Origin of the sequence: Rhodococcoides fascians A44A (assembly GCF_000760735.1) — a bacterium.
Classification (GTDB): Bacteria; Actinomycetota; Actinomycetes; order Mycobacteriales; family Mycobacteriaceae; genus Rhodococcoides; species Rhodococcoides fascians_E.
Map to the genome: position 1 here is coordinate 422,314 of NZ_JMEX01000005.1, position 12,072 is coordinate 434,385.

13 protein-coding genes and 1 tRNA gene are annotated in these 12,072 nt (G+C 65.2%); 1 reads left to right on the forward strand and 13 read right to left on the reverse strand.

Annotated elements, in window-relative coordinates; all coding sequences use genetic code 11:
- From ruvC to BH95_RS05755, 4 genes are all read right to left on the reverse strand, one after another.
- Positions 1-502 (reverse strand): crossover junction endodeoxyribonuclease RuvC (gene ruvC / locus BH95_RS05740; RefSeq protein WP_037181907.1); only part of this gene is annotated, 502 nt, incomplete at its 3' end.
- A 92-nt stretch (positions 503-594) separates the two neighbouring features.
- Positions 595-1,350 (reverse strand): YebC/PmpR family DNA-binding transcriptional regulator, encoded by a 756-nt coding sequence (locus BH95_RS05745; RefSeq protein WP_019663995.1) that lies wholly within the window; start codon positions 1,348-1,350, stop codon positions 595-597.
- Positions 1,351-1,451: 101 nt separating this feature from the next.
- Positions 1,452-2,054 carry a pyridoxal 5'-phosphate synthase glutaminase subunit PdxT gene (gene pdxT, locus BH95_RS05750; protein WP_020110149.1) on the reverse strand — a complete coding sequence of 201 codons (603 nt, stop codon included), beginning with the start codon at positions 2,052-2,054 and terminating at the stop codon, positions 1,452-1,454.
- A complete protein-coding gene (locus tag BH95_RS05755; RefSeq protein WP_019663997.1) occupies positions 2,051-2,902 on the reverse strand; it encodes an acyl-CoA thioesterase in 852 nt (283 codons plus the stop codon). The genes pdxT and BH95_RS05755 overlap by 4 nt, the downstream gene beginning before the upstream one ends.
- 121 nt (positions 2,903-3,023) lie before the next feature.
- On the opposite strand from BH95_RS05755, the gene BH95_RS05760 reads away from it, so the two are divergent.
- Positions 3,024-3,590 carry a hypothetical protein gene (locus BH95_RS05760; protein ID WP_020110150.1) on the forward strand — a complete coding sequence of 189 codons (567 nt, stop codon included), beginning with the start codon at positions 3,024-3,026 and terminating at the stop codon, positions 3,588-3,590.
- 4 nt (positions 3,591-3,594) lie between these two features.
- On the opposite strand, the gene pdxS is transcribed toward BH95_RS05760, so the two are convergent.
- The 9 genes from pdxS to BH95_RS05805 form a co-directional block, all read right to left on the reverse strand.
- Positions 3,595-4,542: a pyridoxal 5'-phosphate synthase lyase subunit PdxS gene (pdxS, locus tag BH95_RS05765; RefSeq protein WP_019663999.1), complete on the reverse strand. Its 948-nt coding sequence runs from the start codon at positions 4,540-4,542 to the stop codon at positions 3,595-3,597.
- Between the two features lie 118 nt (positions 4,543-4,660).
- Positions 4,661-5,686 carry an NUDIX hydrolase gene (locus tag BH95_RS05770; protein WP_019664000.1) on the reverse strand — a complete coding sequence of 342 codons (1,026 nt, stop codon included), beginning with the start codon at positions 5,684-5,686 and terminating at the stop codon, positions 4,661-4,663.
- The gene (locus tag BH95_RS05775; protein WP_019664001.1) at positions 5,686-6,810 is read right to left on the reverse strand and encodes a glycosyltransferase family 4 protein; all 1,125 of its coding nucleotides are present in this window, start codon (positions 6,808-6,810) and stop codon (positions 5,686-5,688) included. Before BH95_RS05775 ends, BH95_RS05770 begins: the two co-directional genes overlap by 1 nt.
- Positions 6,807-7,712: a phosphatidylinositol mannoside acyltransferase gene (locus tag BH95_RS05780; protein WP_020110153.1), complete on the reverse strand. Its 906-nt coding sequence runs from the start codon at positions 7,710-7,712 to the stop codon at positions 6,807-6,809. The genes BH95_RS05775 and BH95_RS05780 overlap by 4 nt, the downstream gene beginning before the upstream one ends.
- Complete coding sequence (gene pgsA, locus BH95_RS05785) at positions 7,709-8,395, reverse strand: phosphatidylinositol phosphate synthase (protein WP_019664003.1); 687 nt, start codon at positions 8,393-8,395, stop codon at positions 7,709-7,711. Before pgsA ends, BH95_RS05780 begins: the two co-directional genes overlap by 4 nt.
- A 25-nt stretch (positions 8,396-8,420) precedes the next feature.
- Positions 8,421-8,963: an HIT family protein gene (locus BH95_RS05790; protein ID WP_019664004.1), complete on the reverse strand. Its 543-nt coding sequence runs from the start codon at positions 8,961-8,963 to the stop codon at positions 8,421-8,423.
- 2 nt (positions 8,964-8,965) lie between these two features.
- Positions 8,966-11,020 (reverse strand): threonine--tRNA ligase, encoded by a 2,055-nt coding sequence (gene thrS / locus BH95_RS05795; RefSeq protein ID WP_094620658.1) that lies wholly within the window; start codon positions 11,018-11,020, stop codon positions 8,966-8,968.
- A gap of 134 nt (positions 11,021-11,154) precedes the next feature.
- Positions 11,155-11,547 (reverse strand): TIGR02611 family protein, encoded by a 393-nt coding sequence (locus tag BH95_RS05800; RefSeq protein ID WP_026347589.1) that lies wholly within the window; start codon positions 11,545-11,547, stop codon positions 11,155-11,157.
- Positions 11,548-11,687: 140 nt separating this feature from the next.
- Positions 11,688-11,759 (reverse strand) — tRNA-Val (locus BH95_RS05805).
- Positions 11,760-12,072 lie beyond the last annotated feature (313 nt).

The window sequence follows — 12,072 nt, forward strand, 5'->3', positions numbered from 1 at the left end:
TCGCCTCGGCCTTCGCCATCCTCGCGATCATCGGCGCGCGCCAGCAGTGACAGATACCCAGAGCGAGAGCATCGGCCGCGTCGGCGGGAGTCGGTGCGGTCTGCAGTCCGAGAATCCGCATGACCATGGCTGTGACCTGTGCTTTGTCCGCACTACCGTTGCCCGTGACCGCGGCTTTCACCTCGCTGGGAGTGTGAAAGCAGACGTCGATGCCTCGGCGGGCTGCGGCGAGCGCGATCACTCCCCCGGCTTGCGCCGTGCCCATCGCGGTGCGCACGTTGTGTTGCGCGAACACGCGCTCGACGGCGACGACGTCAGGCTTATGAGTATCGAGCCAATACTCCGCGGCCTCGGAGATTCGGAGCAAACGCTGCGCCAGATCCATGTCCGCCGGAGTGCGCACGACATCGACGTCCAATGCGATGACACTGCGCCCCGAACCGCCCTCGATCAAACTCAACCCGCACCGGGTCAAGCCTGGGTCGACGCCCATCACTCGCACGTGTTCACCTTCCGCTTACGAACTGTTGTTCGATAGCGTAGCGGAGGGCAGGCCGAGCGAGCGTGTGCGACACCCGACCGGCCGCCGACGGGTCAGTCCTCGTCGAGTTGCGCGAGAACCTCGTCCGACAGTTCGACGTTGGAGTAGACGTTCTGAACGTCGTCACTGTCCTCGAGCGCGTCGATCAACTTGAACACCTTGCGTGCACCGTCGACGTCGACGGGAACGCTCACCGACGCCTGGAAGCTGGCCTCGGCCGAATCGTAGTCGATCCCGGCCTCCTGCAGCGCCGTTCGGACTGCAACGAGATCGGTTGGCTCACTGACGATCTCGAAGGTGTCGCCGTTGTCGGTGACTTCCTCGGCACCGGCGTCGAGAACCGCCATCAGGACGTCGTCCTCGGACTGACCGTTCTTCTCCAACGTCACCAGACCCTTGCGCGAGAACAGGTACGACACCGATCCCGGGTCCGCCATGTTGCCGCCGTTGCGGGTCATCGCCACCCGAACCTCGCCCGCGGCGCGGTTGCGGTTGTCGGTGAGGCACTCGATGAGCACCGCCACACCGTTGGGTCCGTAGCCCTCGTACATGATGGTCTGCCAGTCGGCGCCGCCGGCTTCCTCGCCCGCGCCGCGCTTGCGCGCACGCTCGATGTTGTCGTTGGGAACCGACGTCTTCTTCGCCTTCTGGATGGCGTCGAACAGCGTCGGATTACCTGTGGGATCGCCACCACCGGTGCGGGCCGCCACCTCGATGTTCTTGATGAGTTTGGCGAACGACTTGCCACGCTTGGCGTCGATCACCGCCTTCTTGTGCTTGGTGGTGGCCCATTTGGAGTGGCCGCTCATGCGATGGAGCCCCTTTCGTACTTACAACAAGTGTTCGTAGTTTACGCGTGCTCGACCGGCACCGACTCCATACACGTCCGCAAACGTGCGAATGTCGCCGCTCAGACCCCACGCACGAGGTCGACGAAGAGTCCGTGTACGCGACGGTCACCGGTGACCTCGGGATGAAAGCTGGTGGCCATGACGGGCCCCTGGCGCACCGCGACGACGCGACCCGCGGCGGGACCGTCGGGAACGGTGGCGAGGACCTCCACGCCGTCGCCGACGCGTTCCACCCACGGCGCTCGGATGAACACCGCGCGCAGGGGGTCGCCGTCGATTCCAGCGAACTCGAGATCGGTTTCGAAGGAGTCGACCTGACGACCGAAGGCATTGCGCCGCACGGTGATGTCGAGGGCGTCGAGATGCTGGGCGTCCTCTCTGGTATCGAGAACTTCACTCGCCAACATGATCATTCCCGCACACGATCCGTAAGCGGGTAGTCCGTCACGCAGCCGGGCACGCAGCGGTTCGAGCAGTTCGAAGACCGTCAGAAGCCTGCTCATCGTCGTCGATTCGCCGCCGGGAACGACGAGTCCGTCGACGCCGTCCAACTCCGCGGGCCGGCGTACCGCGACTGCCTCGGCGCCGCTCGAGCTCAGCGCAGCGAGGTGTTCTCGGACGTCGCCCTGCAACGCGAGTACACCGATGCGAGGCCCGGTCACCTGGGCTTGAACGGATCGGTGGCCGATTTCGTTCGATCCCGCTCGAAGCGCATCAGACCTTCCTGCACTACGGCGGCGACCATGCGACCCTGCCGGTCGAAAATTCGGCCCTGTGCCAGCGCACGCCCGAAGTCCGCGGACGGCGACGTCTGGTCGTACAGCAGCCATTCGTCGGCGCGGAACGGGCGCAGGAACCACAACGCGTGATCGAGTGACGCCGTCTGAGTCGCCACGCCCGGGTGTGGGACCTTTGCCGAGCCGATCAGGGTCATGTCGGACATGTACGCGAGCGCGCAGACGTGGAACACCTGATTGTCCGGCAACCGATCGCGGTAACGAAACCACACTCGCTGCTGGGCGGCGAGGCTCGGGTATTTCTCGGTCTGCTCATCGGGGACCTTGCGGATGTCCCATTCCTTCCACTCCTCGTAGAACGAATTGTCGAACTCCGGAAGGGTGCGCGGGTCCGGCAAGGTCTCCGGATCGACGACGCGGGGCATCGTGTCCTGGTGCGAGATGCCGTCGTCGTCGACGTGGAACGACGCGGACATGGTGAAGATCGCCTTGCCGTCCTGAATTCCGGTGACACGGCGCGTACAGAAGGACCTGCCGTCACGGATGCGCTCGACCATGTAGACGGTCGGCTCCGTGGGGTTGCCCGGCCGGATGAAGTAACCGTGCAACGAGTGCACGCGGTAGTCGTCGGCGACTGTGTTGACGGCCGACACCAGAGCCTGCCCGGCGACCTGCCCGCCGAACGTCCGCTGCAACATGCTCGGGAAGGTTCGACCACGGAAGATGTCGTTCTCGATACGTTCCAATTCGAGAATGTCCTCGATACTGGCCATTGTTCACCTCTCGTCGCTGCTGGTGAAGGCTAACAAGCGCGGAAACAGACAAGATGAACCGGTGCCGAACCGAGACCTGCCGACGCCTGTGCCGATTTTCCCGGAACTACTCGCCCGGGCAGTGGCCGATCGAATTCCCCACGGCCGCCGCGCAATCGGTGTGATCGACGGCGTCGACGCTGCTGGTCCGGTCGATTTCGCCGGGACGGTCCGTGACCTTGTGGGCGCGTCCGGACGGCGTTGTGACGTGATCGATCTCCACGATTACGTGCGGCCCGCCTCACTGCGATTCGAGTACTCTCGGACCGACGAGTTGACCTATCGGACAGCCTGGTTCGACTTCGCCGCGGTGGAGCGTGAGGTCGTTGCCCCGATGCGTCCCGGAGGCCGAGGAACGTTCCTACCCCGGCTCTGGGACGAGGTGGCCGATCGGTCCGCGAGGGCGAGCCTCGTCGACGCGGCTCCCGACCATGTTCTGCTGATCGCCGGTCCGACGGCCCTCGGACGCATTCCCGATGCAGCGGTGACGGTGCACCTGAAGATCAGCGAAGCCACCATGCGGCGCCGGACCCCCGAGGCCGACGCATGGACGGTTGCACCGCTGCTCGAGTTCTACGACGAGGCACCGACTGCGGACGTCGTGGTCCGCTGGGATCACCCGGACCGGCCCGCGATACTCCAGGCCTGAGACGTCACCAGCCGCGTTCGGCCAAACGGTGAGCAACCGGAAGATCGTCGACGTTGATGCCCACCATGGCCTCACCCAGGCCACGCGAGACCTTGGCGAGGACGTCGGGGTCGTCGTGGAAGGTCGTCGCCTTGACGATCGCCTCGGCACGCTCCTTCGGGTTGCCGGACTTGAAGATTCCGGATCCGACGAAGACGCCCTCCGCACCGAGTTGCATCATCATCGCAGCGTCAGCCGGCGTAGCGATGCCGCCGGCCGTGAACAGGGTCACGGGCAGCTTGCCCGCACGTGCGACCTCCACGACCAGGTCGTGGGGAGCCTGAAGTTCCTTTGCCGCGACGTACAGCTCGTCTTCGGGCAGCGACGTGAGTCGGCGAATCTCGTCGCGGATCTTGCGCATGTGCGTGGTCGCGTTGGACACGTCGCCGGTACCCGCCTCGCCCTTGGACCTGATCATCGCTGCGCCTTCGGTGATCCGACGCAGCGCTTCGCCGAGATTGGTTGCGCCGCACACGAACGGGACGGTGAAGTTCCATTTGTCGATGTGGTTGGCGTAGTCCGCCGGGGTCAGCACCTCGGATTCGTCGACGTAGTCGACGCCGAGACTCTGGAGTATCTGCGCTTCGACGAAGTGGCCGATCCTCGCCTTCGCCATGACGGGGATGGACACCGCGGCGATGATGCTGTCGATCATGTCCGGATCGCTCATCCGCGACACACCACCCTGCGCGCGGATGTCCGCCGGAACACGTTCGAGCGCCATGACCGCCACGGCCCCTGCATCCTCGGCGATCTTGGCCTGATCGGCGGTGACCACGTCCATGATCACGCCGCCCTTGAGCATTTCGGCCATGCCGCGCTTGACGCGTGCTGTCCCCCGGCCGTTGTCTTCGACGTCTGATGCGGGAACGATGGGCGTACTCAAAGGACTCTCCTGCAGCTGAGGGAACACGGGACTACCTCGGAGCGAGGCGTGCCCGAGAGTAGACCGAACTGGCATTCGTTCCCATAGCCAGTCGAGAATTGCTGGACCCCTGACCGAGCGCTCCGTTCCGCCGTGTCCGTCGGCCTCAGCGGATAGCGCGTACGTCCGGTTCGGTTCTACGCGCAAGCACGATGTTGACCTCGTCGAGCAGTTCGGCGAGATCCTGCGGATACACCGTCTCGCCGATCGCCGCGAGTGACCTGATGTCGTCCTCGGTGCACCACTTGTGGCCCGTCACCGTTCGACGCTCGAAGTCGGTGAATCCCGAATGTTCGGGCTCGAACTCCTGAGTCCTCGACGCGAAGAACAGCTCCTCGGACCGCAGGAGCACTCCGTTGAACGGGAACGTGGCCACACGCCGCCACATCGGCCCCTTCAACTCGGTCGACGCCACACCCAGACCCGTTTCCTCCCGGACCTCACGGACAGCGGCCTCGCGGAGGCTCTCGCCGGACTCGACGGCGCCGCCGATGGTGAACCAGAAATACACGTCGGGAACCGTCGGATCGTGGCCGCGCAGAAGAAGCACCCGGCCTCGTTCGTCGACGAGAACGACTCTCGCCGAGGTGCGCTGCACCGCTCGCCCCTCGGACCCGAAGGTGTCGGACGCCGACCGCTCGGCAATCTCGAAGTACGTCGGCAGGGGCGCAGTTCCGCCCAGGTGCAGTGCACGAACCGCCGCGGTCGTGCGCAGCGCCAACGTGTCTCGCACCGCATCGTTGTGGAACCTGCGCGCGATCAGCACCCGGGCTTCGGCGTCGGCGAGCTCGGCTACCAGTTGCGGGGGCAGATCGGCAGGATCGAGCGCCGCCAGCGCCACCGACACCGCGTTCTCGGCCGCCTCACGATGTGCGCGGTCGGCGCGTTCGGCGGCGTCGGCCAGCGCCGCCAATCGCCGACTGTCCTCCAGCTGGGCCCTGGTCGCCGACGCCACGGCTCTGGCCACCACGGCGCGGCGCGCCAAAGCGGAGTCGAGCGACTGCCACGACAGGTCCGAGCGGACGTGCAGCCGATCGAGGCGGTTGGCCGTCGCGTAGGCCCACAGCCCGATCACCAGGACCAGTACCGCGACGAGACCGACGATCAGAATCGTCAACGCGGACAGTGTCATCAGCTCGCCGCCCGCACTTTCTGTCCCCCGACGGTCACGGTCTCGTAGACCCGCATGATCTGCTCGGCGACGACCGGCCAATCGTATTCCGCCACAGCCCGGGTCGCCGCCTGCACCACACGGTCCCTGACATCGTCCGAGGACAGCACCGCGTCGACGGCATCGGCGAGGGCGACGTCGTCGTCGATCGGCACCAACAGGCCGGCGGTGCCGTCGCGAAGGACCCGCCGGAACGCGTCGAGCTCACTGGCCACCACAGCGGTACCCGACGCCATCGCCTCCACGAGCACGATCCCGAAGCTCTCGCCGCCGAGGTTGGGGGCGCAGTACACGTCGGCACTCCGCATCGCCGACGCCTTCTCCTCGTCGTCGACCTGCCCGAGGAACCGCAGATGCGACGCTGCCGCGCCCGCTTCCTTTCGTAGTTTGTCCTCGTCACCGCGTCCGACGACGAGTATCTCGACGTCGGGGTGTCGCTCGACGAGTGTCGGAAGCGCGCGCAGCAGCACCGCCATGCCTTTGCGTGGTTCGTCGAAGCGGCCGAGGAACAGTACGGTGCCGCCGGCTCGGGGATACCCGGGAAGCAGCGGTGCGCGTCGGAAGGCCGGTACGTCGACACCGTTGGGGATTTCGACGGCATCGCTGCCGAGTGCCTCGACCTGCCACCGGCGGGCGAGTTCGGATACCGCGATCCGTCCGCTGATCTTTTCGTGGTAGGGACGGAGAACACCCTGAAACGTACTGAGTACCAACGACTTCGTGGTGGAAGTGTGAAAGGTCGCCACTATCGGGCCGTCGGCGGCCTTGAGTGCCAGCATCGACAGGCTCGGGGCATTCGGTTCGTGAATGTGCAGGACGTCGAAGTCGTTCTCGGCGATCCACTTCCGAATGCGCGAGTACGTGACCGGCCCGAACCGGAGCCTCGCCACCGAGCCGTTGTACGGAATGGCCAGGGCCTCACCCGCGGAGACGACGAAGTCGGGTAGTTCGGTGTCGTCGGACGCCGGTGCGAGGACGCTCACTCGGTGACCCCGTTCGATGAACACCTCGGCGAGCTGCTGCACGTGTGCCTGAACTCCACCCGGCACGTCGAAGGAGTACGGACAGACCATCCCGATCTTCACGTGCCCTCGATCCGTGCTCGCCGCGAATCGGACAGGTCGTCCATCCACAGAGGTTGGAGCATGTGCCAGTCGGCGGGATAGGTCGCGATGTTGTCGGCGAAGCGGTCGGCGAGCTGCTGCGTGGCGGTCTCGACTCCCTCGCCCACGTCGATGCGCGGTGAGATGGAGAAGCCCCAGGCATCGCCGTCGAAGTAGCAGTGCACGGGCAGCAAGTGCGCGCCTGTGTCGATCGCGAGGCGAGCCGGGCCCGCCGCCATTCGTGTCGGCTCCCCGAAGAACGTGACAGGCACACCGTGCCTGGCCAGATCGCGTTCGCTCAGCAGGCAGACGACTTTGTTCTCCCGCAGACGTTCCGACAGCGCCGCGAACGGCGGCACCTCCCCTCCGCTGAGCGGGAAGATCTCGAAACCGAGGCTTTCTCGGTAGGCCACGAACCGCTGGTAGAGCGATTCGGGTTTCAACCGTTCCGCGACGGTCGCGAAGGTGCCGTGAGTCCGTGCCAGCCACACGCCGGCCATGTCCCAGTTTCCGCTGTGCGGCAGCGCGAGCACCGCGCCGCGACCGTCGGCGAGCGCAGCGTTCAGGTGTTCCTGGCCGTGGATGCTCGAATCGAGCGACGCCGCCAACTCATCGAGGTCCATCGACGGAAGGCGGAATGCCTCTCGCCAGTATCGGGCGTAGGAGCGCAACGACGCACGGATTAGCTCGTCGGGCACCTGGTCCGCTGTGGTGCCCAGCACGCGTGAGAGGTTTCGACGGAGTTGAGCCGGGCCGCCGCCCCGACGGGCCGCGACGTCCGCTCCGGCGTCGAACAGTCGGGTCGCCAGCCCGGCCGGAAGCGATCTCACCAGGCGCCAGCCCGCGGCGTACCCCGCGTCGCCGACGCGCTCGCCGAGAGTCACGGCGTATCGGTCTTCGCGTCGCCGTCGGTCGTAGCCGCAGGTTCCTTGCTGATGATGTCCCTGGCGCCCTCGGAGCGGCGCACGGCAAGCACTCGTTGGAACACCGTGACCACGCTGAGCACGGCGAGAACCCACATTGCCGGGTAGATGAGGCTGTCGAGCCAGGGAACGTCGTAGTGCCGACCGATTCCGGTCAGTCCTGCACCGACCAGAACGATGACCAGGCGGTCGGGCCGTTCGATCCATCCACCGTCCGCCGACAGACCGCTGGCTTCCGCGCGCGCCTTCGCGTATGAGATGACCTGCGACGTCACGAGGCACACCAGAGTTGCGATCAGCAGCAGCTTGTCCTGCTCGCTGTACACCGCCCACCAGGCGAGGCCGGCGAAGATCGCGCCGTCCGCGACGCGGTCACAGGTCGCGTCGAGTACCGCTCCGTACTTCGTTCCGCCACCGCGTGCGCGCGCCATCGCACCGTCGAGCATGTCGAACAGCACGAACAGCGTGATCACCATCGTGCCCCAGAAGAGGTACCCGGCCGGGAACATCGTCACGGCGGCAGCCACCGTCACGACGGTGCCGATCAGCGTGACCGAATTGGGAGTCAGTCCGGTGGCGTTGAGCGCTCGACCGAGCGGTGCCGTCACCTTGGACATCGGAGTCCTACCGAGAATGCTCAGCACCGCGAACCCCCCTTTCGACGTATGTTCATTCGGCCCAGGCCGACGCCAGCAGAGCCCGCGTGTCACGCAGCAGCTGCGGCATGACCTTCGCTCCACCGACGACGGTGATGAAATTCGCGTCGCCGCCCCACCTGGGAACGATGTGCTGATGCAGATGCTCGGCCAACGATCCTCCGGCTGCCGCACCCAGGTTCAGTCCGACGTTGAAACCGTGCGGGTTGGACACGCGCTTGATGGTCCTGATGGCGTGCTGAGTGAACGACATGAGCTCGGCGCTCTCGGCGGGCGTCAGATCCTCCAACGCAGCGACGCGCCGGTACGGGACGACCATCGTGTGCCCGGGGTTGTACGGGTAGAGGTTGAGCACCGCGTACACCTGCTCGCCTCGCGCGACCACGAGCCCGTCCTCGTCGCTCATCTTCGGAATGTCCGAGAACGGTTCGCTGGACTTGCTGTTCTCACCGGGAGCTTCGGTGATGTAGGACATGCGGTGCGGCGTCCACAGACGTTGGAGTCGATCGGGGTCACCGAAACCGGTGTCGACGATCGCCGCGTCCTTGTCGGGCATGGTCAGCTCACTCCTGAGGTCTCGGCGACGAGGGTTGCGGTGGGAGATGCGTTGTTGCGCGAGCTGATCCAGTCCGCGATCAGCTCGACAGCTCGGTCGGTCGCGACTCCGTTGACCTGAGTGCCGTCGCGGAACCGGAAGCTGACCGCTCCGGCTTCCACGTCACGTTCGCCGGCGAGGAGCATGAACGGCACCTTCTGCGCGGTCTGGTTGAAGATCTTCTTCTGCATGCGGTCGTCCGACGCATCGACCTCTGCCCGGATTCCGCGCTTCTTCAGTTCGGCCACCACAGCGAACAGATGATCCTGATGCACCTCTGCCACCGGGATACCGACGACCTGCACTGGGGACAGCCACGCCGGGAACGCACCCGCGTAGTGCTCGGTGAGTACACCGAAGAACCGCTCGATCGAGCCGAACAGTGCTCGGTGAATCATCACCGGGCGTTCTTTGCTTCCCCCGGTAGCGGTGTACTCGAGCTCGAAGCGCTCGGGCAGGTTGAAGTCGAGCTGGATGGTGGACATCTGCCATGTCCTACCCAGTGCGTCCTTCGCCTGAACCGAGATCTTCGGGCCGTAGAACGCCGCGCCACCCGGATCGGGAACCAGATCGAGACCGGACGCGGCTGCCACCTCGGCGAGCGTGTTGGTCGCTTCCTCCCACACTTCGTCGCTGCCGACCGACTTGTCCGGGTTGCGAGTGGACAACTCCAGATAGAAGTCGTCGAGCCCGTAGTCCTTGAGCAGACCGAGAACGAATTCGAGCGTCGTGGTCAATTCGTCGCGCATCTGCGCACGAGTGCAGAAGATGTGGGCGTCGTCCTGGGTCAGACCTCGAACGCGGGTGAGTCCGTGGATGACTCCGGACTTCTCGTAGCGGTACACGGTTCCGAACTCGAACAACCGCAAGGGCAGTTCACGATACGAGCGCCCCCGCGAGCGGAAGATCAGGTTGTGCATCGGGCAGTTCATCGGCTTGAGGTAGTAATCCTGGCCGGGTTTGCGCACAGCACCGCTCTCGTCGAGCTCGGCGTCGAGATGCATGGCCGGGAACATCCCGTCGCGATACCAGTCCAGGTGGCCGGACACCTCGTACAGGTGCCCCTTGGTGATGTGCGGGGTGTTGACGAAGTCGTATCCCTCTTCGATGTGCCGCTGCCGGGAATAGTTCTCCAGCTCGTTTCTGATGATGCCGCCCTTGGGGTGGAACACCGGGAGCCCGGATCCCAGCTCGTCCGGGAAGCTGAAGAGGTCGAGCTCCGACCCGAGCTTGCGGTGGTCGCGGCGCTCCGCCTCGGCCAGCAGCTCCAGGTGGCGATCGAGAGCCTCGGAAGATTCCCACGCGGTTCCGTAGATGCGCTGCAAACCGGCGTTGTCCTGGTTGCCGCGCCAGTAGGCGGCGGAACTGCGGGTCAACTTGAACGCAGGGATGTACTTGGTGGTCGGTATATGGGGGCCGCGGCACAGGTCGCCCCAGATTCGGTCCCCCGTCCGCGGATTCAGATTGTCGTACGCGGTCAGCTCGCCGCCGCCGACCTCCATGATCTCGGGATCGTCGATGCCGGACTTGTCGTTGACCAGTTCCAGCTTGTACGGCTCGTTCGCCAGTTCCTCTCGGGCCTGATCGATCGAGTCGTAGACGCGACGCGAGAATCGCTGGCCGGCCTTCACGATCTGCTTCATCTTCTTCTCGAGCGCGGTCAGGTCCTCGGGAGTGAACGGCTGCTCGACGTCGAAGTCGTAGTAGAAGCCGTCCTTGATGAACGGGCCGATGCCCAACTTGGCACCGGGAAACAGGTCCTGGACCGCCTGCGCCAGGACGTGCGCGGCGGAATGCCTGATGACACTGCGGCCGTCCTCGGTGTTCGCGGCCACCGGCTCGACCTCGGCATCGCCGTCGGGAGCCCAGGACAGATCGCGAAGCTTGCCGTCGGCGTCACGCACGACGACGATCGCGTCAGGTCCCTTGTTGGGCAAGCCCGTGTCCCGAAGTGCCGTTCCGGCAGTCGTTCCGGCCGGCACCATGATGCGGGCGGGCGAGACGGCGGTTACGGGCATGGTCACGGCGATGTACTCCTTGGTCGATCCTCGCAGGGAAGATCCCGGTGTAAGTGGATAGCGGCGGTCGGTGAGACCGAGGACAGCCTATCGGCTCTCGGGTGCACGTTCGCCGTCACATCGCGGACGCGTCGTCACAGTGGACTGGACAGCCAACTCCAGTCGAGACCGAACCACCCGCCGATGAGCGAGAACGTACCGAGCAACCACAACGTCACCAGCACGACGGCCGTGGTCAGCAATACACCGAGCCCTTTGACGAACACGGACTGGTGCGAGAACCACTCCATGAATCGGTCGTAGTGCTTGCGCGCGAACTTCAGGAGCCGATGCGCCCACGTGAATTCCGACGCGAGAATGCCGAGGCCCGCGAAGACGATCAGCCACCCGGGACCCGGATACGGAATCGCCAGGATTCCGAGCCCCAGCACGATCAGCCCGACCACGCCGACCGTGATTCGGTACGCGAGATCGAGAGTGGGATTGGCTCTGATCTTGGCACGGAACTGGCGTCGTCGTTCCGACACCCGGTCGAATACGCCGTCGTCGTGCGCGGTTTCGGCGCGATCGTCTGCAGTCACCGCATCAGGTTACCGGCGCGTGAGACAACACAAGCCCCACGCTCGGTGCGTGGGGCTTGGTGCGGGGGCTCGTTGTTTGCTTCGAGTGGTCCCGGCTGGGATCGAACCAGCGACCTTCCGCGTGTGAAGCGGACGCTCTTCCACTGAGCCACGGGACCGTCATCGTCCGACAGCGATGTACGCCTCTCGAACGAGGCAGAACATTAACATGCGTACCGCGCGATACTCGAATCGCCCTGTTCGTCGAGCGTTCCGTACAGACTCTTCCCCGTGTCGGCGCTCGCCCCCGACCCGACCGTGACGCCACTCGAGCAACCGACAGCGGCACTGACAAGGCGATTTGTGAGTTCGCCAGAAGTTGGTCTAGTGTTTTCACCGCACCACGGAGACGGTAACGGTTCCGCGGGGCACGCGGATGTGGCGCAGTGGTAGCGCATCACCTTGCCAAGGTGAGGGTCGCGGGTTCGAATC

Bases quoted from the DNA above. Each gene is read 5' to 3' on its own strand.
- BH95_RS05770 (WP_019664000.1), bottom strand. From the start codon at position 5,686: ATGACACTGTCCGCGTTGACGATTCTGATCGTCGGTCTCGTCGCGGTA.
- BH95_RS05755 (WP_019663997.1), bottom strand. From the start codon at position 2,902: ATGGCCAGTATCGAGGACATTCTCGAATTGGAACGTATCGAGAACGAC.
- BH95_RS05790 (WP_019664004.1), bottom strand. From the start codon at position 8,963: ATGCCCGACAAGGACGCGGCGATCGTCGACACCGGTTTCGGTGACCCC.
- thrS (WP_094620658.1), bottom strand. From the start codon at position 11,020: ATGCCCGTAACCGCCGTCTCGCCCGCCCGCATCATGGTGCCGGCCGGA.
- BH95_RS05745 (WP_019663995.1), bottom strand. From the start codon at position 1,350: ATGAGCGGCCACTCCAAATGGGCCACCACCAAGCACAAGAAGGCGGTG.